The sequence below is a fragment of the Riemerella anatipestifer genome, from assembly GCF_035666175.1.
Taxonomy (GTDB): domain Bacteria; phylum Bacteroidota; class Bacteroidia; order Flavobacteriales; family Weeksellaceae; genus Riemerella; species Riemerella anatipestifer_D.
Genome location: NZ_CP142016.1, coordinates 391,039 through 412,364 on the forward strand (window position 1 = coordinate 391,039; position 21,326 = coordinate 412,364).

Genomic DNA, 21,326 nt, shown 5'->3' on the forward strand with positions numbered 1-21,326 from the left:
AGTGAGTGTACATTTAACCATATTAGGCTTTAATTCCGCAATTCCTACTGTAAACTCGTCCACCACCTCTCAACTTTTAGAGGTGCAAGAACGCTACTTCTTAATCGATTGTGGCGAAGGGGCACAAGTACAGCTGAGAAGAGCTAAAGCCAAGTTTTCTAAAATCAATCATATATTTATCTCTCACCTACATGGCGACCATTGTTTTGGCTTACCAGGGCTTATTGCGTCATTTCGTTTGCTAGGGAGAGAAACGCCTTTGCACATCTATGGTCCGAAGGGAATCCAAGAAATGCTAGAAACTATTTTTAGAATTACAGAAACCCAGAGAGGCTTTGAAGTGATTTACCACGAGCTAGAAGGCAATCAATCGGTAAAAATCTACGAAGACCACAAAGTGGAAGTCTTTACCATTCCGCTCAACCACAGGATTTACTGCAATGGCTACCTCTTTAGAGAAAAACCAAAAGAACGCCACCTGAATATGGAGGAAATCAGCAAATATCCTGAAATAGAAACTTGTGATTATCACAACCTTAAAAAAGGAAAAGACTTTACCCTATCCGATGGTTTTGTACTCAAAAATGAAGTACTTACCACCCCACCACAGCCTTCTGTGTCTTATGCTTTTTGTAGTGATACCCGCTATTTGGAAAGCATCGTCCCAATTATCAAAGGTGTAGATGTACTCTACCACGAGGCAACTTTCTTACACGATTTAAAGGAAATGGCAGACTATACAGGGCACACTACTGCCCTAGAAGCGGCTACCATTGCCCAAAAAGCAGGAGTTAAAAAACTCATTTTAGGACACTTCTCTAACCGCTATGCCGACTTAAATGTCTTTACCGATGAGGCAAGAACGGTATTCCCTAATACCTTTCTACCCAAAATGCTAGAAACCATAAAAATCTAATGGATTCCAACGAGCTAAAAGACTTCCTAAACGAGAAGGCAGACCTATACAACCACCCCAATTTTATAGAGCAAGACCCTATACAAATACCGCATCGGTTTTCTCTAAAGCAGGATATAGAAATCTCGGGGTTTATAGCGGCTACCATTGCTTGGGGCAACCGAAAATCTATTATCAAAAGCGCCAACCATATTATGGAACTTATGGGGCAGTCGCCATTAGATTTTGTGCTGAACCATACCGATAAAGATTTAGACAAGATAGGCACTAGAGCCATACACCGTACTTTTAACTCTGAAGATTTAATCTATTTTATCCAAAGATTTAAGCATCTCTACCAAAACCACTCGTCTATGGAAGAGCTACTCCTCCCCCAAGACGGCGAAACCAATTTCTACCACGCACTAGAACGCTTTAGAAACGCTTTCCTAGATACCACCACCCAACACCGTAGCCACAAGCACATCAGTTCTACCTACAAGAAATCTGCGGCTAAACGGCTGATGATGTTCCTAAGATGGATGGTAAGAAAGGACAACAAAGGCGTAGATTTTGGCATTTGGGAACAGCTAGACCCCGCCCTACTGTCTATCCCACTAGATGTGCACACGGGCAACATCGCAAGGCAGCTCCAACTAATTACAAGAACCCAAAACGATTGGAAAACCGTGGAAGAACTAGACCATACCATTAGAAAATGGGACGCCAAAGACCCCGCAAAGTACGATTTTGCCCTCTTTGGGCTAGGCGTTTCTGGAGAGTTTAAATAAGTAAAAGTTATTTTTTAGTTACTAAAATTTGCATACTTCCGCAAAAGGTAATAAGTTTGCTTCAGTTTTATGACACACGATACCAATTACATACAAACAAGTATAAAAAAGTGCCCGAATTATTTGGCTATCTCAAATAATTTCGTAAACACACACAAATAGTTTCGTGGGTATGCGTCGTATTATCTAGAAAATTACTTCAATTTTTATCGCTAATTATAAATACAATTCCACCAACTTTCGTTGGCGGATTTTCGTATTTACACCATTCTAAATTTAGCTTTCATAAATATAGGCTAAAAGCACCATTGTTTTGTCTCATAACATGGTCGTTTTTGTTAGGTGCTTTTAGCGTTCAGAGAGGGAGTTTTTACTTTCTTTCTGTTTCAGCCTTTCCTCTCGTTTTGTGTGTGTTTAGAGGGGAAAGGCGTTTTTTTAGGTTAGAGCTTAGAGACGAGATATTAGAACTTAGTATTATCTCAATTCAATTATTAAGTCTAACATCTAAAATCCAATATCTAACCTCTATAATCTTAAACAATTAAATATCAACTTTTAAAATTAAACATTATGAAAAAAACAACCAAACTAAGTGAGGTGTCTTTTTAGGTCTAAGTCTAATAGCTTATGGACAAACCGATGGTAAAGTGGGGATTAACACCTCATCTCCCAATGCTACTTTAGAGATAAAACCCAATACAACTAACTTGTTAGGCGCAACTAACGAGGGCATTATTGTGCCTAAGTTATCTAAAACAAGAGTTGCTAAAATGTCTTCCCCTCAAGAGGGAACATTAGTCTATGTAGTAGATGATGCTAAAGCAGAAGATGGCGGTGGTACAATAGCCTCTTATACAGGAACTGATACAAAAGTAGAAGAAATTATTGGGAGAGGCTATTACTTTTTTAACGGCACCAAATGGGTAGCTGCTAGTAATGGCAGTTCTATCAAAAACATTCGTAGAGATGACAGAACGGTAATTACCATAGATAAAGATGAAAATGGAATCTCTTATGATAAACCTGACTACTTTGTGCATCTTACAGGAGACCCTACTCTTATAAAATTCCCTGCTCCTGAAAAAAGTAAAGGTAGAGTTTTATGTTTTTACAACCCAAGCTGGAATGGAATTATCATAGAGCCTCAACCACTAGAGCAAATGGGGGTTTTAGATGCTAGTATGACCGCGTGTTACATCTCTGACGGAGTGGTTTGGATGAATGCTACTGAATATTAATAATAAAATACTAGTGATTATGAAAAAATATAGTCTTATTACAATACTAGTGGCAAGTACTTTCTCTTTTGCCCAGATAAAAACCAATTCTAATGTTTTACAAAATACTATTTCGGCACAAACTCCATTTTTAGATGTTTCTTCTTCCATTTCATGGAATAATACTACCAATATAGGTAAAGGGCTAGTATTCCCTAGAACCGACCTTACTAAGTTATCCACTTTAGTGGCTACCCCTAACGGGATAGGGGCTTCTTACCCTAACCGTTTAGACGGTATGGTAGTATATAATACAGCAACGGGTAAATCTGCTATCGGTAATATAGATGTTACCTCTGGGTTTTACTATTATGAAAATAAAAGCAACACGCTTAGTGGGGGTACATGGAAGCCTCTAGGAGGAACGTCTCCAATAACTGCCAATATCTATACTGCAGACGGCACTCTAGCAGGTAACAGAACAGTAACTCTAGGGACTAATAACCTTTCATTTATGGGAGATGGTAATGTAGGGATAGGCACCAAAAGCCCATCACAAAAACTAGAGGTCAACGGCAATGCTAAAATCAACCAAATGACTGATGCTACACCGCTAGAAAACGAGTATACTAAAGCCGTAGTTGCAAAACCCGATGGTACATTAGGAGTGGTAAGTAGAACCAACCCTACAATACCTAGTGGAGTAGATGTCATCTATGGTAATATTGCTGAAAATGTAGATGCAATGGAAGGACAAACTTTTTATGATATAGAAAAAAACTCTGCTAGTATAGGTGCTGAATATACTAGATATACAGGGCAATCTATTACTTTACCTCCTGGTAAATGGGTAGTTTATTGTGCATATTTACTACATCCGACTCATCATCTTACAGATAATCAAACGGTATGGGTAAGAGGAACTATTTCGGAAACCAAAGAAAATGGATTGTTTGGATATATTTCAACGGCTGTTACTACAGGAAGTCCCCTGCTTATATCAGCTAATATTCTGCCTTATACTAGTTTTAATACTGCAAGTGGGATATGGATGATTAATAATAATAACCCGTTGTGCATTATGAAATGAAAAAAACAAGAGTTGTTTATTAGACTGAAAATCAGTATATTGTTTTTGCTATAAAACGATATAAATGAACAACATAGAGCAAATATATGAAAGAATTTTGGAAGTTTTAGGACTTTTTTCAGAAAATCAACTGATTAGTTATCAGAGAAGAACACCTAAAATGAGCGATTTAGAAGTCATAAGTCTTAATATTACTGCTGAATACTTGAGTATTGATAGCGAATTACAGTTATTTAGAAAATTGCCAAACTCTCTGATAAACAAAATTGAAAGAAGTGTTTACAATAAGCGAAAACGAAGACTATCCCTACAAACAGAGCAAATTAGACAGCGTATTTCGATGGAGTTCAATGAGTTTGAAGATATTTTTATCGTTGATAGCATGCCAATGAAAGTTTGTGAAAACGCTCGTTCTACTCGTTCAAAAATTTGTAAAGAGCAATCCTATTCTTCACCAACATATGGTTATTGTGCTTCACAGAAATTATATTTCTATGGCTATAAACTACACGCAGTATGTTCTTTAAATGGTGTGATTAAGAATTTTGATATAAGCCCTGCATCCGTTCACGACATCCACTATTTAAAAGATAGTGGTGAGCAAATGCGAAACTGTACTTTAATTGGAGATAGAGGCTATTTATCAGCAAAAGTTCAAATAGATTTATTTAACTATGCTAATATTAAATTAGATACACCAATGAGAAGTAATCAGAAAGATTATATTCCTCAATTTTCATTGTACAAGAAAAAGCGAAAACGAATTGAGACATTTTTCTCTCAACTTTGCGACCAATTTATGATTAAAAGAAACTATGCTAAAACTTTTGAAGGCTTTAAAACAAGGATAATCAGTAAAATAACCGCCGCAACGGTTATTCAATATATCAATAAATTTATCTTCCAAAGAAAATTAAATCATCTAAAAATCAGTATTATTTAAAATGCACAACGAGTTAATAATAGTACAACTGCAAAGACCTACTATGTTAAAATTTCTATCGACATTACATCGGGTACATTTGTTAATACCCCAACAACAACATTAAGTTCTATCTCTTATGCAGGAGGTTCTGTAGCATATGCTGAAAACTATTTATTTGCTTTAAAACGAAACTAAAAAACATCAATATTATGAATACTTTAAAAGCGTGGTTGCGTCCCAACCTACTCACGAAAGACGACCCTAACGATTTTGTAGCCGTACCCCTTCTAGGTGATAGTCTCGGTATTACAGAAATCGTAGAAGCCCTTAAAAAAGAGGGTATGGAGATACAAACCGAGACCGCAGTAGATATTATCACTCGTTTTAATCGTAAAGCCTCAGAGTTGGTACTCAATGGGTATAGTGTAAATACAGGGCTGGTGTATATGCGTCCTGCCATTAAGGGGGTGTTTTACGACAAGACTTGGGATAAGGAGAAGCATTCTGTTTATGTAAATGTAAACCAAGGTCTAGACCTTAGAAAAGCGGTAGCAGACACCAAGGTAGAAGTCCTAGGCGAGCAATCCAGCCCAATGAGTGTGTTCAGCATTACCGATAAAGCCACAGGCAAAGCAGACGGTACACTTACCAAAGGTAAGAATACCGAAATCAAAGGCACATTCATTAAAATAGACGGCAATGACCCTAAAAACGGCATCGTCTTTAAAAACCTAGACACTCAGCAAGAAGTGAAACTCTCAGCAGAGCATATTGTCCTTAATGAGCCGTCAAGGTTACTCATATTGGTTCCTATAGATTTAGAAGCGGGGAATTATGAGCTAAGTATTACGACGCAGTTCACCAAAGGCAACACGCTCCTCAAAGACCCGAGAACCGAAAACTTATCTACTCCTATAGTAATTGTATAGTAGCGGCTTTCAGCTAGGTTTTATAAAGCAACGCTTCGGTTGGCAATTTGCCTAACCGAAGCGTTCTTTTTTACGCCTATGCGTTGCTTTACCCTGCAACACTGCGTTGCCTTAGGCTACACCTGTGTGTTGCTAGGTAAGGCAACGGTGTGGTGTGGTTGTAGAGTTTATTATTTAGTTACATCATTCTTTTCTTTAAGTCTTTTTTCCATTCTTTTTGCCACAAGTATAGAGTTAACCGACCATGCCAAAAAGTATCCTATAACATAACAAAGGGATAAAACAAATGCGGCAATAAAATAGTTTTCCTTTGATACTAATACCGAAGAAGTTAAAAGTATAAAAACTATAACTCCTGATATGATAATGAAGAAGCTAACAAATGTAACTATATCACCGAAAATTTTCATATATTTATTAACTGCCACTTGAATACCTCTTTCCTCAATACGGAAATAGGGTTTTGCAATTCTAATATTCTCCCATGTAGCTCCAGTAGATTTTTTTAAGATCAGTATATTTTTTGATAGACTCTACATCAGCTCTTATTCCTGTATTAATATAAAAATTATCCTCTATCATTTTAGATAAAACAAAATCATTATAATATTCTGGAGCATGTTTTTCAAAAAAGTTAATAACTCCTTCTTCATCTATATTGTTGAAAAACTTTCTCCTACCGTAAGCACTAAATAGCTGAACTATATGAGGTGAAAACAATCCAGAAATTACACACATAATAATTGCGGATATAAATGGTAAATATTTTAAAATTTCTTCCATAATGTTAATTTTAATTTAGTTAATACTGTTATTCATTTTAAAGTTCACCACCCACTCCTTTAAACTTTTCTACAAATGCCGTTATTTTCTGAAATACACTTTTCTTTTTGGTAAGGTATTGTGGATTTAAAGGGCTCATCTTGGGCAATAGAGCATTGAGATCCGTTCCGCTATCGCTGGCTTTTTCACGCTTTAGAGAAATCGTGAGGTAGCGTTTAGCTTCCGCCTCATTTAGGTGCTCCTCCGCAATGAGTGCCTCGGCTTCAGCTTTCTGTCTGTCTTGGGCAAAAGCAAAGAAAGCCTCCATAATACCAGCTTTATCCTCAATAGCATCAAGATTGGTTTCGTTGATGAAATCAACTATCAAGCTCTCTTTTGCTCTGTGCCCTATACTGGCACGGATAACCCTGCGTACCTCCTCAATCAAAGCCGCTTTGTCTTTTTTCTTTTTATTATGCTCAAAAAGCAGTTCAAAAATATAATCAATATTGATCTCTTGCGATTTCAGTAAGTCTATTTCAAACACCACATCGTCCCAGTCAAGGGTTGAGGTTTCAGCTTCTTTTCCTGACCTTTCCTTCCTTAACCAGTCGCGTATGTCGTTGTAAGTAGAACGGTAATCTTGCACCACTCGGTCTTTAAGCATTTCTACCTCCTGCATCGATGCCATTTGTTCATCGGTTACAAAATAAGTTTCCTTAAAGTTTTCTACCGCCTCAGCATCTGTAGGGTCCAAAGTTTGGAGTTCTTTTAGAATGGTAAACTCATCGTAATTCTGTAAGATATTTTCTACCCGTAGATATTCGCCAAAAAGTTTAACAAACTCTTTTTTGTCTTTCTCCGTTATGATGTCGTCCACCTTCGGGAATTTTTCATTCAGCTCTTTTGCCACTTCTATATACCCTCTGTGTGCCTTTCCTGTAACGAAATCGGTAAAACCTTGTAAATACTCCTGATAGCTTTTTTCAAGCACCACATTTTTAGTATTATGATCCCCAAAAAGCGTAATGGCGTCTATCGTAGCCTGTTCCAAATCTCGGAAGGTTACAATATTTCCAAAAGTCTTAGTGGCATTATAGATACGGTTGGTGCGAGAGAAAGCCTGTATAAGCCCGTGGTAACGCAAATTTTTATCCACAAAAAGTGTGTTTAAAGTAGGTGCATCAAACCCCGTAAGGAACATGCCCACCACAATAATCAAGTCAATCTCTTTACCCTTTACCCGATTGGACAGATCTCGGTAATAGTTTTGAAACTCCTTACCATCCACACTATAATTGGTTTTAAACAGTGTGTTATAATCCTGAATGGCTTTCGTTAGAAACTCTTTAGCGGTAGAGTTGAGTGCAGAAGGCTCAAAGTTCTCATCGGGTATTTCTCCCACAGCACTCTGTTCTTCATTAGCCGCAAAAGAGAATATGGTAGCAATTTTTAACGGTTTTTCAACCCCTGCCTGCAAACGGTTCAGCTCTTCGTAATAGTGCTTTGCTGCGTCCACATTACTCACCGCAAACATGGCATTAAAACCGCTGTTACTCCCCTTATTTCGGTGGGTTTTTATGCGGAAGTTTTGTAAAATATACTGAGAGATTTCCTTAATTCTTGCCGGATGTTGTAAGGCTTCCTTAGTTTCGGCAGCACTTAGTTTCTTCTCGTCTTGTTCAGTTTCAATGGTTCGGAACTTTGGGCGGACATTATTGTAGTCCACTTTAAACTTCAGTACCTTTTCATCTCTAATGGCATCAGTAATCACATACGAATGCAACTCCCTACCAAATACACTAGCAGTAGTTTCTGAGCCTAAAGTATTGTCTGGGAAAATGGGCGTCCCCGTAAAACCAAACTGATAGAATTTTTTAAACTTCTTCTTTAAGTTTTTTTGAGCTTCCCCAAACTGCGAGCGGTGGGCTTCATCAAAAATAAAAACCACTTGCTTATCATAAATCGGCAAGTTATCCTCGCTCCTCATAAGGTTATTGAGCTTCTGTATAGTGGTAACAATAATCTTATTATCGGCTTTCTCAATATTTCTTTTAAGCCCTGCGGTACTTTCAGACCCGTTAACGCTATCGGGAGAAAACTTTTGATACTCCTTCATCGTTTGGAAATCTAAATCCTTACGATCGACCACAAAGAACACTTTGTCTATAAACTCTAACTGGGTGGCTAATCTTGCCGCTTTAAAACTGGTAAGCGTTTTGCCCGAGCCCGTGGTATGCCATATATAGCCCCCACCTTCGGTGGTTGACCATTTTTTGGCTTGGTATGCGCTTTCAATCTTCCAAAGAATCCGCTCCACTGCCGCTATTTGGTATGGTCTCATGATAAGGAGCGTATTGCTAGTATCAAAAACTGAATAGGTAAGTAATACCTTCAGCAAAGTGTGCTTTTGGAAAAAGGTAGCCGTAAAGTCTTTAAGATCTTTAATGATGGATGGTATTGTCTGCCCTTGCCCAGTTCATGGTAAAGTCGAAACTGTTTTTATCCCGTTTGGTGGTGTTGGCAAAGTAACGGCTATCCGTACCGTTAGATATTACGAAAATCTGCACATATTTGTAAAGCGAGTTTTCGCTGTTGAAACTTTCTTTGCTGTAACGATGGACTTGGTTAAAAGCCTCACGGATAGGCATACCACGCCTTTTTAGTTCTACCTGTACCAAAGGAAGTCCGTTAACCAAAATAGTAACATCATAGCGGTTAAGGTGTTTGCCTTTCTGCTCAAATTGAGAGATGACCTGTATTTTGTTTCGTGATACATTCGCTTTATCTACCAAATAAATGTTTTGGATACGCCCGTCATCAAATACAAAATCATAGATATAATCATCGTGGATTTTTCGGGTTTTCTCAACAAGGTTATCGCTGGACTTATCGAGATACTCTTTTACAAACCGTAGCCATTCGGCATCGGAAAAGGTAACATGATTCAGCTCCTGTAATTGTATTCTTACATTCGCTAATAAGTCTTCATAAGTGTGGAGGTCGGTACGGTATTCATACCCTTGATTCACCAAATCTTGGATAAACTCCTGCTCAAGCTGGGCTTCGGTTTGGTAAGATGCTGGCGGATCGTTGACTTCAGAATATTTAGTGTAATTATCTAATACGATAAAATGATTGGATTCTGCAATAGGCTTATACATAGTTGTTAGTTATTAGTTGCTAATGGTTAATGAAGTTTTGATTTAGTGGTTTTTAATATACTTGTAACTAGTTTTATAATTTCTATGGCATCTGTATTAAGACTTTTAAATAGTTCTGTGGATAAATATTGCGTGGAGTACAGCAATTCTAACCAATAAATGGTTTCATTGATTTCTTTTTGTGCAACAGATAACTTGTTAATAAAATCGGCTTTGCTTTGTGCATGTTCTGCTTCTCTTACCATTGCACCTACAGAAGTTCCGCTTCTAAGTATTTGTTTAGAGAGTATAAATTCTTTCTTTTCTCCAGTGAGATACTTGAAAAGATTTACGATGCGAACTGCAAAATCAAAACTTTTTTTCTTTAACACATTATCCATTTTTTATTTAATTGTAAATTATTAGTTGTTAGTCATAAAGTATTAACCCTTCATCATTGATAATTAACCATTAAAACTTAACAACTGATCTCTATAATATTCGTATTGTTTTTTACGGAGTTCTATTTCTTTCGGTAGCCCTTCACTAATGGAGTGGGCAAGGGTATCAAATTTATCTAATATCGCCACAATACGCTCTTGTTCTTCTATTGGTGGAATAGGCACTTTAAATTGTCTCAATGTTGTAAGATTTAACATACTATAACTTCTCATTTCTGATTTGAGAGTTTCATACAAATTTGTCATATAATAAAATACAAACTTATCATTTACAACATCTTGATTTAATGATTTAATAGATGCAATATTTTGATTGGTTGTAGCTTCGAATTCTAAAAATGCTGTTTTAAAAATGGTTGCACCAACTAAAGCCATGAGAGTTGTATTTCTACTTAAAAGTTTGGCACTTGATTGCTTTAACCCTAACTCTGTAATAAAATTTTTTGCAGAATGAACGGACTCATTATTACATGATTCTGATTTAAGCCAAGGAATGTTTCCTCCTTCCCAAAATTTTTTTTGGGATTTTGAGGGTGTTCCCCCAGAAGATACTTCAAATATACTTGTATCCCCAAAAGTTTTCCACTCCACTTTTTGGTTATTCATCAGCCCTTGTTCATTAACGGTGAGCAGATGGTCGCGGTAGTATTCATACTGCCGTTTACGGCAGTCCAGCTCCGCTTCCAGCGCTGTAAACTTATCCAAAATACGAACAATCTCCTCTTGCACCGAAAGTGGAGGAATGGGGATTGAGAATTTTTCCAACATTGGTTTTCTAATTGATACTGAAGTAGAGCCAACACTTTTTGATAGAATATACTTTTTAAAATGACAAGTCATTACATAGTAAAAAAATTTCCCAATTATCACATTGTCTATAATATGAATTCTATACGCTCGCTGATGTAGTGCATATTTGCCTTCTACATAATGAAAAATATCACCGATTCCACCTTCTCCTGGTACTATAACAGCAATTTCATCAAATTCATAAGAGTTAGCACTTAAAATATTTTTTGAACGAACATAAAATGGATATATCCCATTTTCATCTTCATCTTGTCGATTTGAACTTCCTGTACCTATTTCTGCTACCTCTCCTAATGTCTTCCATTCTACCTCAGTCCCTTGTAATAATTTATCTAAATAACTCATAGCTCAATCTCCTTTATAATGATGTCAATCTCTGTACGCAGTTGGTTTATCTTATCTACGGTTTGGGCAATTTCTTCATTTAGGATTTTAATATCTATCTCTTCTCGGGTATCCTTTGCCTCTACATAAGAGCTTACAGATAGGTTGTAATCGTTATCGGCAATTTTAGCGTTATCTACGGTTGCCGATACATACGGCACCTCTTCTTTGGTGTCAAAGATGTCTATAATACGCTCAATATGGTGGTCTTCCAACACATTATTATTGGTTACTTTCTTAAAGAAGTCTTCTCCGCTGGCATCAATAAACTGGGTTTTATTGTCGGTTTTATGTTTAGAAAGCACCAAAATATTTACTGCGATAGAAGTACCATAAAACATATTAGGAGCCAAAGAAATAACGGTTTCCACATAGTTATTGTCCACCAAATACTTTCTGATTTTCTGCTCTGCACCGCCACGATAAAAAATACCAGGGAAACAGACAATAGCCGCCCTGCCTTTCGCTGAAAGATAACTCAAGGCGTGCAGTACAAAGGCAAAATCTGCCTTAGATTTAGGAGCTAACACACCCGCTGGAGCAAAACGCTCGTCGTTAATTAATGTAGGGTCATCACTTCCAATCCACTTTATCGAATACGGAGGGTTAGACACAATAGCATCAAAAGGTTTTTGATTGCCAAATTGCGGTGCCGTAAGGGTATCGCCAAGTACAATCTCAAATTTGTCGTAATTGATATTATGCAGAAACATATTCATACGCGCAAGGTTGTAAGTGGTATGATTGATTTCCTGCCCGAAAAAACCTTCCTCAATAATATGGTTGTCAAAATGTTTTTTTAGCTTGGAGCAGTAAAGACCCCGAACCTGCTGCGGGATCATAGATTTTGTTAACCTTTTGTTGCTTATGCATCGCCAAACGAGCTATAAGTTTGGACACATGTTGCGGCGTGAAAAACTCCCCACCCGACTTCCCTGCATTAGCCGCATAATTAGAAATAAGAAACTCATACGCATCACCAAAGAGATCGATATGATTTTCCTCAAAATTACCGAAATTTAGCTCCTCTACCCCCTTTAATACGGCTGCTAAACGAGCATTCTTTTGTTCTACGGTATTGCCCAACCTTGTGCTTGTGGTATCAAAATCAGCAAATAATCCCTTAATGTCTGACTCCGAAGGATAGCCGTTAGCCGAGCTTTCGATGGCGTCAAAAATGGCTTTTAAATCGGTATTCAGGTTAGGATTGGTATTGGCATGTTTAGCAATATTCACAAACAACTGACTAGGATAAATAAAATAGCCTTTCGTTTTAATGGCATCTTCTTTTATTTCTGGGGTAATAACCTCATCGGGTAATGCTGCATAATTGATACTTTCATCTCCAGCCTCTATATAGTTAGCAAAATTCTCACTGATAAAACGGTAAAAAAGCGTCCCTAAAACAAATTGTTTAAAGTCCCAGCCATCAACCGCACCTCTAACTTCATTGGCAATTTTCCAAATATTGTTTTGTAATTGCTGTCGCTGTGCTATGTTTGTCATATTTTCTACTATATTTTAATCCGCTAAGATAACTCTATTTTCTTCAATATAAAAACGGTTTAAGTATTTCTATTGCGTAAATTTTCTAAAAGTTAAAACAACACACAAGCTCCTATTTAACGATATTTCGTAACTTTGCATCAAACTTTAATTCATGAGGAAATCTCTTTTTTTATTATCATTTTCACCAATTTTTATAACAGCACAATTACAGCCTAAAGTCCAAACTTATACGGTTTTGGGAAGAAGCTACGATGTTACCACGCCTAGTAATTATAGCTCTTCTAAACAATACCCTATAATATTTGAGCTACATTCTTTTAATCAAGATAGAAACCAAATGCACAACCAAGACTTGGTAGATGAGTTACAGTATATTTCTGTAAGACCAGAAGGGAATATGGTTTCTAATTATAGAGCTTGGAACTCTTGGAGTGTTACCAGTAATTTGGGTTTAGTAAACGATGTAGAGTACATCAAAAATGTATATAATGATGTTAAAACTAGATTAAGCATCGGTTTTAATCCACAGAAAGTATATGTTTATGGTTTTAGCAACGGAGGAGCTATGGCAATGAAAATGCTAGAAGAAACTGATTTATTTAAAGCTGCTCTTATTCGCTCTATGAGTTTTGAAGAGGGGCACACTATCTCCTCCTCGGCAGCTAAAGTTCCCATGATTTTCGTTCACGGCATAGCAGATGAAGTAGTACCTTACCAAGGAGGACAAGGGAAATACCAAGTTGCCCCACTAACCTTTGAATCTATAAAAACAACCGTGAGTAAATGGGCTAACTACTCAGGGCTAACTCAACCTACAGAAATTAAATATCTCAAAGGCAGCAGCCCTACTTCGGATAAAGATTTTTACTTTAGAGAATACTCTCATAGCACTCACCCTATCTACTTTTTTGCAATAGATGGAGGCTCTCATAATACCGACCAACAATTCTCTAATGATAATATGAGAAGAGCTATTATAAGACTGATTAAAAGCCCAAAATGTTATGGCATCTACCAAGTTGATTGTAACTATACAGACACCGTAGAAGATATCTCACAACCCATTCTTACACGAGATGAGCAAATTTATAGAAGTCTGTTTAACTCTATCCTCAGAGGAGGGAAACAAATAGATGTAAAAGAGCTCAATATACCAAAAGAAGATGCAGAAAAGTTTTATACTAATATCTCATGGAATAACCCTTTGTTATTCCACTTGAAAATTGATGGTAACATGGGATATGCTATACAGCTAGACAATCCTACATTCTTAAATTATTATATACCTGCCTATTCTACTGATCTTAATTATCTTGATGAAACCTTTAGCAGCTTAGAAAAAGCTATGGAAGAATACTACTCTCATCTGGATATCAACATGAGTGATGAAGAAATAGCCTATACCATGCACCAGCTCATTACTGCACGAACTAAATATGGGCAGTATAATGATGGCCCTATCCATCACGCCTATAACTCCTTCTCAGCATTGGGAGTATTCCTTAATAACAAAGCCGTTTGCCAAGGATATAGCCTTTCATTTTCATTACTGATGAACAGTCTAGGCATAAAAACCCATTATGTTACCGGTCCGTTACCTTCAACTAGTGGACACATGTGGAACCGTATATTAATTGATAATAACTGGTACAATGTAGATGCAACCTTTGATGATGCGGATAATTTTCTCCGAAAAAACGAAGGCAGTTCTAATCAACATTTCTTAACATCAGATCAGTTATTTTATGAAACCTTAAAACATCCTGTTCCTCATAATAATCTAAGAGATGTTGTAAGAATTCCTTCAGGAAATAAATTTGACACATCAAATTATGTCTTCAGAAGATATGATTTAAGTAAAGGGCTTACAAAATCTGAAGCCAAATATATAGATGGCTTTTGGTATTATCTCTCTCTAGAAGGGACACACACACAAATCATCAGAAGCAATTTCGATGGTTCTAATAAAACCATATTAAAAACAACAGGTGTTTCCTCTAAAGTAGCAAATATGGACAAAATCTATTACGGTAAAGACAAAATTTATTTTATAGACTATATCTCTGGCAAATACTATGTATGCTCCATGGATTACAATGGGAATAACTTCACTCAAGAAAGACAGGTATCCTTTATAGACATTACAAGCAGTAATTTTGTTCTAACAACCGATACAAGCAAACCTATCACTAATAATTTCAGTGGGATAGTAGCATTAAAAGCAGAATTAGCTTTATCTAAACTTAGAGATCTCTATTATCATGGGGAAGAAGATTATTTTTCGCCTAAAGATCCTCGCAGAGTGGAACTAACCAACGCTATAAAAGAAGGAGAAAGACTTATAGAAACTACTCCAGCGAACCATAATCAGGCAAATGCGTTATTTCAGAAGCTGAGAGCTCTAAGAAAAAGCTATACAATACCACTATCCGTCAAAGCGAATTAAGGATTTTTTAGTATTCCATATAAAAAAGGTCAGAGTTATAAAAACCCTGACCTTTTAATTTTGGTTAAACAATCACATTTAACTAATATCCTCCTTTTTCAATAAAATGTTTCGCTACTTTTTCAGTAAGAGCAATTACATTAGGAGTGTTGGTATATTTAGTAAATCTTCTAAGACCAGAAAGCATCATTCTTTGCTCATCGCCTTCTGCAAAAGATACAATACCTTCTTTAGCAGATACAATAATCTTCTCTACTGCTTTATAAAGATTCAACTGTGCCATTGCTGCCTCTGCAGAATCTGGTGCATAATGCTTCTCTGCTCTTAAAATAGCAGACTCCGCCATATAAATTTGGTTAAGAATTTCAGATGCATTTAGTAGAAGATGCTGTTGTTTTTCAATATCCATCATATACTTCTGTAAAGCCGCTCCTGAAACCATTAGGAAAACCTTTTTAAGGTTAGCAATCATCGCCTTTTCCTCACTCATAAATGCAGAATAATCTGGCGTTTCAAAAGATGGAATAGACATCAACTCCTTACCTACTGCCATTGCTGGAGACATTAGGTCTATTTGCCCTTTCATGGCTTTTTTAATCAACATACCTACTGCGAGTAGTCGATTAATTTCGTTGGTTCCTTCGTAGATTCTAGAAATTCTAGAGTCTCTCCAAGCTGCTTCCATTGGCGTATCTTCCGAGAAGCCCATTCCTCCAAAAATCTGAATCCCCTCATCAGCCGAGTGTTGCAACAAATCAGACACGAATACTTTTAATATAGAACATTCCACTGCATACTCTTCTACCCCTTTAAGCTCTGCCTCTTGGTGGTTCATTCCTCCTGCTACAAGTTCATCTATTTTATCCTGAACATCTTTAGCCGCACGGTAAGAACCGGCTTCACTCACAAATATACCTGTTGCCATTTCAGCTACTTTCTTACGAATAGCCCCAAAAGTAGAGATAGAAGTTCCGAACTGCTTTCTCTCGTTAGCGTATTGGATAGAATAGTTAAGGATTCTTCTTTGAGCATCTAAACAAGCTGCAGCAAGTTTAATTCTACCCACGTTAAGAGCGTTAAGAGCAATTTTAAACCCATTGTTTCTCTCTCCTAAAAGACACTCTACAGGTACTTTCATATCGTTAAAGAATACCTGACGCGTAGAAGAAGCACGAATACCAAGTTTATGCTCTTCCTCTCCGAAAGTTAGACTTTCTGGATTTTCTAACTCGGAACGATTAACCACAAACCCAGTGATATTTTTGTCGTCATCTATTTTAGCAAAGAAAGTGAAAGTATCTGCAAAACCTGCATTAGAAATCCACATTTTTTGACCGTTGATGATATAATGTTTACCATCTTCTGAAAGTCTTGCCTTAGTTTTTCCGCTGTTGGCATCAGACCCTGCATCTGGCTCTGTAAGGCAGTAAGCTCCAAATTTAGCCCCCGTAGCTAAGTCTGGTAGGTATTTTTGTTTTTGAGCTTCCGTTCCGTAAAGTAAAATAGGTAGTGTACCGATACCTGTATGCGCTCCGTATGCCGTAGCCAAAGACCCCGTAGCTCCCGACAGATAATCACAAGCCAACATAGTGGTTACAAAGCCCATACCCAAACCACCATAAGACTCAGGAACCGAAATTCCTAAAAAGCCCATAGCTCCGATTTCTTTCATACACTCTTCAGTGAAAGCATAATCTTTCTTTTCGAAACGCTCCCTATTTGGGATTACGGTTCTATCTATAAACTCCTTAGCAGAGTCTCTAAGCATTTTTTGTTCTTCTGAAAGTTCCTCTATTGAGAAAATTTGTGTTGCTGGAGTTTCTTTAATTAAAAATTCTCCTCCTTTTAGTATTGTACTCATTTTGTAAATTTTAAGTGTTGTATTATTAAATATTAAATCATTTTGAACTCTTATAAAAGCTCAAAAATACTTGCAGCTCCCTGTCCTGTTCCTACGCACATAGTTACCATACCGTATTTGCTGCCTCTTTGTCTCATTTCGTCCAAAAGCTGAACGGTAAGTTTAGTACCTGTACAACCTAGCGGGTGTCCTAACGCAATAGCACCTCCATTCACATTTACAATCTCAGGATTAAGGTCTAACTCCTTTTTAATCGCTACCGATTGAGAAGCAAATGCTTCGTTAAGCTCTATTAAATCTATATCTTTAAGTTGTAATCCTGCTTGTTTAAGTGCTTTTGGAATAGCATATACTGGTCCCATACCCATAATTCTCGGTTCTAGACCTGCCGCCGCATAAGATACTAACCTTGCTTCAGGCTGTAAACCTAATTCTTTTACCATATCCTCAGACATTACAATAACAAACGCTGCTCCATCTGACATTTGTGATGAATTCCCCGCCGTAACGCTTCCACCATTTGCAAATACAGGTCTTAGTTTAGCCAAACTTTCTAAAGAAGTATCTTTTCTAGGACCTTCGTCCACAGAGAAATCAAAAGATTTAGTTTGTAACTTTTGATTTTCATCAAGGAAGGTATATTCTACTGGAATAGGCACAATTTGATTGGCAAATTTATTTTCCGCCAATGCTTTTAATGCTTTTTGGTGTGATTCAAAAGCGAATAAATCTTGCTCCTCTCTACTGATATTGTATTGTTTTGCCACCGCTTCTGCTGTATAGCCCATTCCCCAATAGTAGTCAGGATTAGACTTAGCGATATCCGTCTCTGGTACAGGCTTGTACCCACCCATTGGGATAAAACTCATAGATTCCGTTCCTCCTGCAATAATACAATCTGCCATACCTGCCTGAATTTTAGCCGAAGCAATTGCAATAGCTTCAGACCCTGAAGCACAGTATCTGTTCACCGTAACTCCTGGAACTTTATCTGTATTAAGCCCCATAAGCGAAATCAGCCTCGCTATATTAAGCCCTTGTTCTGCCTCTGGCATTGCATTCCCCACTATGAGGTCATCTATTCTATCTTTGTCTAACTGAGGCACATCGCTCATCAGTTTTTCTATTACTTTAGCTGCCATCACATCTGGTCTTGTAAATCTTAAAGACCCTTTAGGTGCCTTGCCTACAGCTGTTCTGTAACCTTTTATTATGTATGCTGTTTTCATATATTTATTAAATTTTAGAGATTAGATTTTAGAACTTAGAGTTTAGATTCTAATCCTTTTGAAGTTAAACTTGATTTTAATTTATAAATCATCTTTTGTATTTCTGTTAAATGTTGTAACGTAGGCATTATGTCTTGATTGTTTTTCATTTGTAATTCTGATAATAAAATAAGCTGAGTTTCTAGTTCGTAACAAGACCCCGAAGCTATTCCTAGAAAATGAATAAACTCTTTCGGATTATTTCTTCCCGCTCCTTCTGCAATATTAGAAGGTATAGAAATAGCACACCTTTTCATCTGTGAGGTCAATCCAAATTTTTCGTCCGTAGGCAACGCTTCACTAATAAGGTAAATCTCCTTAGCTAAAGCGATAGCCTTTTCAAACTACTAATTTATTCAATTGATGTGCACTCATTTAGTATCAATTTACAATGTCTAAAATCTCATATCCAACATCTAACAAAAATTAATTTCTTAATGGTTTTCCTTTTTGAAGCATAAATTGGATACGCTCTAAAGTTTTTCTCTCTCCACAAAGCTGTAAGAAAGTCTCTCTCTCTAAGTTAAGAAGGTACTGTTCTATAACTAAAGTTTCTTCAGAAAGATTTCCTCCTGCCATTACAAAAGCTAACTTATCTGCAATTTTCTTATCATGTTCAGAAATGAAATTACCTGTAAGCATTTGGTCTGTACCCACATAGAACATACCTAACGCATCTTTACCTAAAACCCTAACTTTCTCAGAAACAGGCTGTGTATAACCTTGTTCTGCCATTAGTAATGCTACTTTTTTAGCCTCTGCAATCTGTCTATTTTTATTGACTACCACAAAGTCTTTACCATGCTGAAGAATATCCATATCATAAGCCTCGTAAGCCGAAGTAGCCACTTTACCCATAGCAATATTCATAAAGGCATCTCTTAGACGGTTATTTTTAACATCGTCTTTAGACATTTGTTTCATGGTTCTTAAAGTCATTTCTTTAGTACCACCACCGCCTGGGATAACACCTACACCTACTTCTACTAGACCAATGTAAGTTTCTGCAGCAGCTACCACACGGTCAGCGTGAAGCGTCATCTCGCAACCTCCACCTAGTGTCATTCCAAACGGAGCTACCACCACTGGTATTGAAGAGTAACGAAGCCTCATCATTGATTTTTGGAAATAAGCAATCGCCATATTCAAATCGTCCCAATCTTGGTCAATTGCCATCATCAAAATCATAGCTAAGTTAGCACCCACCGAGAAATTAGCTCCTTGGTTAGCCACTACTAGACCATCGTATTCCTTTTCTGCTAGGTCTATCGCTCTGTTAAGACCGTCTAAAACTTCTCCTCCAAGAGAGTTCATCTTAGAACGAATTTCAAAGTTGATGATACCATCACCTAAATACTGTATCGCCGAACCAGAATTACTCCAAAGCGTTTTATTTTTTCTAATATTATCTAAAATGATAAAGGCATCTTGCCCTGGTATAGACTGATAATCTGCCTTAGTTTTATCAAAGTATAAAGTTTGACCTTCTTCACTCACTTGATAAAATGCCTTACCTTGCTCTGCTAAAGATTTAACCCAATCTGATACTTCATACCCAGCTTCTTTAGCCAATTCTACACCTTTCTGAACCCCAACAGCGTCCCAAATTTCAAAAGGTCCATTTTCCCAACCAAATCCAGCACGCATAGCATCATCTATCTTATAAACTTCGTCTGAAATTTCTGGAACTTTGTGAGAAACATAAGCAAATAAAGCTCCCAAAGTGCTGCGATACAACTCGCCTGCCTTATCTTTACCACCTATTAAAACTTTAAATCTATCAATAGGTTTATCAATATTTTTAGTTAATTCTAAAGTAGGAAAAGAGGATTTATCTTGTAATTCGTACTCTAAGGTATCTAAGTTTAATCCTAATATCTCTGATTTGCCATCAGCATTTTTAACTTTCTTAAAGAAACCTTGTTCTGTTTTAGAACCTAGCCAATTATTATCCATCATTTTTTGGATATAATCTGGCAACTGGAACACCGCCTTGAACTCTTCTGCCTCTGCTCCACTTTCTCTAACTCCATTAGCCACATGCACAAGTGTATCTAGCCCCACCACATCTGCCGTTCTAAATGTCGCAGATTTTGGTCTACCAATTACTGGACCTGTTAGTTTATCTACATCAGAAACACTTAATCCTAGTTTTTGTACTTTATGAAGTAAATCCATCATACCAAAAACACCTATTCTATTCGCAATAAAAGCTGGCGTATCTTTCGCTAAAACTGTAGTTTTCCCTAAAAATTTAGCCCCATATTCCATGTAGAAATCTACCACTTCTGGAGCGGTCTCTGGAGTAGGAATAATTTCTAAAAGTGGTAAATATCTTACTGGATTAAAAAAGTGTGTTCCTGCAAAATATTTCTTAAAATCATCGCTTCTGCCCTCAGTAAGAAGATGGATAGGAATACCCGATGTATTAGAAGAAACTAATGTACCTTCTTTTCTGTATTGTTCTATCTTTTCGTAAACCGATTTTTTAATATCCAATCTCTCTACTACCACCTCAATAATCCAGTCTGTATTTTTGATTTTAGACATATCATCATCAAAGTTACCTACCGTTATTCTGTCTGCAAATTTTGGAGTGTAAAGCAATGCAGGACTTGCCTTTTTAAGTTTCTCCAAATTTTCAGTTGCAATTCTATTTCTAAAGGCTTTATCTTCTTTAGTAAGACCTTTTTTCTGCTCCGCTTCTGTAAGTTCAAAAGGAACGATATCTAGCATAAGCACCTCTACACCTATATTGGCAAAATGAGCCGCTATACCAGCACCCATAATTCCTGAACCAAGAACGGTAATGTGTTTAATTCTTCTTTTCATATT

At 37.0% G+C, this 21,326-nt stretch carries 14 protein-coding genes and 2 pseudogenes; 7 read left to right on the forward strand and 9 right to left on the reverse strand.

The features are described 5' to 3' along the window. Window position 1: 1 nt before the first annotated feature. The 6 genes from VIX88_RS01900 to VIX88_RS01925 all read left to right on the forward strand — a co-directional run bounded on the left by VIX88_RS01900 (window position 2) and on the right by VIX88_RS01925 (window position 5,847). Window positions 2–916, forward strand: coding sequence for a ribonuclease Z (locus VIX88_RS01900; RefSeq protein ID WP_064970744.1), 915 nt, complete (start codon window positions 2–4; stop codon window positions 914–916). Beyond that, the gene (locus tag VIX88_RS01905; protein WP_064970746.1) at window positions 916–1,686 is read left to right on the forward strand and encodes a TIGR02757 family protein; all 771 of its coding nucleotides are present in this window, start codon (window positions 916–918) and stop codon (window positions 1,684–1,686) included. The genes VIX88_RS01900 and VIX88_RS01905 overlap by 1 nt, the downstream gene beginning before the upstream one ends. Before the next feature lie 647 nt (window positions 1,687–2,333). Next, the gene (locus VIX88_RS01910) at window positions 2,334–2,924 is read left to right on the forward strand and encodes a hypothetical protein (RefSeq protein ID WP_214193979.1); all 591 of its coding nucleotides are present in this window, start codon (window positions 2,334–2,336) and stop codon (window positions 2,922–2,924) included. A 19-nt stretch (window positions 2,925–2,943) separates the two neighbouring features. Further along, on the forward strand, window positions 2,944–3,993 hold the full coding sequence (locus VIX88_RS01915) for a hypothetical protein (RefSeq protein ID WP_127919969.1): 1,050 nt from the start codon (window positions 2,944–2,946) through the stop codon (window positions 3,991–3,993). Window positions 3,994–4,057: 64 nt separating this feature from the next. Beyond that, window positions 4,058–4,936, forward strand: coding sequence for an IS982-like element ISRa1 family transposase (locus VIX88_RS01920; protein WP_127919811.1), 879 nt, complete (start codon window positions 4,058–4,060; stop codon window positions 4,934–4,936). Between the two features lie 191 nt (window positions 4,937–5,127). Then, on the forward strand, window positions 5,128–5,847 hold the full coding sequence (locus tag VIX88_RS01925; protein ID WP_064971253.1) for a DNA-binding domain-containing protein: 720 nt from the start codon (window positions 5,128–5,130) through the stop codon (window positions 5,845–5,847). Between the two features lie 471 nt (window positions 5,848–6,318). Here the strand turns inward: VIX88_RS01925 and VIX88_RS01930 are convergent, their stop codons facing one another. The 5 genes and pseudogenes from VIX88_RS01930 to VIX88_RS01950 form a co-directional block, all read right to left on the reverse strand. Beyond that, window positions 6,319–6,630: a hypothetical protein gene (locus tag VIX88_RS01930; protein ID WP_164857922.1), complete on the reverse strand. Its 312-nt coding sequence runs from the start codon at window positions 6,628–6,630 to the stop codon at window positions 6,319–6,321. A gap of 37 nt (window positions 6,631–6,667) precedes the next feature. Then, window positions 6,668–9,773 (reverse strand): annotated as a pseudogene (locus VIX88_RS01935) (type I restriction endonuclease subunit R). A gap of 26 nt (window positions 9,774–9,799) precedes the next feature. Further along, window positions 9,800–10,153 carry a four helix bundle protein gene (locus VIX88_RS01940; RefSeq protein ID WP_064971256.1) on the reverse strand — a complete coding sequence of 118 codons (354 nt, stop codon included), beginning with the start codon at window positions 10,151–10,153 and terminating at the stop codon, window positions 9,800–9,802. 63 nt (window positions 10,154–10,216) lie between these two features. Continuing rightward, on the reverse strand, window positions 10,217–11,368 hold the full coding sequence (locus VIX88_RS01945) for a restriction endonuclease subunit S (protein WP_153926860.1): 1,152 nt from the start codon (window positions 11,366–11,368) through the stop codon (window positions 10,217–10,219). Beyond that, window positions 11,365–12,913, reverse strand: a pseudogene (locus tag VIX88_RS01950) (type I restriction-modification system subunit M). The gene VIX88_RS01945 and the pseudogene VIX88_RS01950 overlap by 4 nt, the downstream one beginning before the upstream one ends. A 154-nt stretch (window positions 12,914–13,067) precedes the next feature. Here VIX88_RS01950 and VIX88_RS01955 point away from each other — a divergent pair. Next, window positions 13,068–15,362, forward strand: coding sequence for a transglutaminase domain-containing protein (locus VIX88_RS01955; RefSeq protein WP_214193980.1), 2,295 nt, complete (start codon window positions 13,068–13,070; stop codon window positions 15,360–15,362). A gap of 82 nt (window positions 15,363–15,444) precedes the next feature. On the opposite strand, the gene VIX88_RS01960 is transcribed toward VIX88_RS01955, so the two are convergent. The 4 genes from VIX88_RS01960 to VIX88_RS01975 form a co-directional block, all read right to left on the reverse strand. Further along, window positions 15,445–17,223: an acyl-CoA dehydrogenase family protein gene (locus VIX88_RS01960; RefSeq protein WP_064970165.1), complete on the reverse strand. Its 1,779-nt coding sequence runs from the start codon at window positions 17,221–17,223 to the stop codon at window positions 15,445–15,447. A gap of 50 nt (window positions 17,224–17,273) precedes the next feature. Next, complete coding sequence (locus tag VIX88_RS01965; protein WP_064970166.1) at window positions 17,274–18,452, reverse strand: thiolase family protein; 1,179 nt, start codon at window positions 18,450–18,452, stop codon at window positions 17,274–17,276. 35 nt (window positions 18,453–18,487) lie between these two features. Continuing rightward, window positions 18,488–18,784, reverse strand: coding sequence for a four helix bundle protein (locus VIX88_RS01970; protein ID WP_307846890.1), 297 nt, complete (start codon window positions 18,782–18,784; stop codon window positions 18,488–18,490). Between the two features lie 133 nt (window positions 18,785–18,917). Further along, a complete protein-coding gene (locus VIX88_RS01975; protein ID WP_214193981.1) occupies window positions 18,918–21,323 on the reverse strand; it encodes a 3-hydroxyacyl-CoA dehydrogenase/enoyl-CoA hydratase family protein in 2,406 nt (801 codons plus the stop codon). Between the last annotated feature and the right edge of the window lie 3 nt (window positions 21,324–21,326).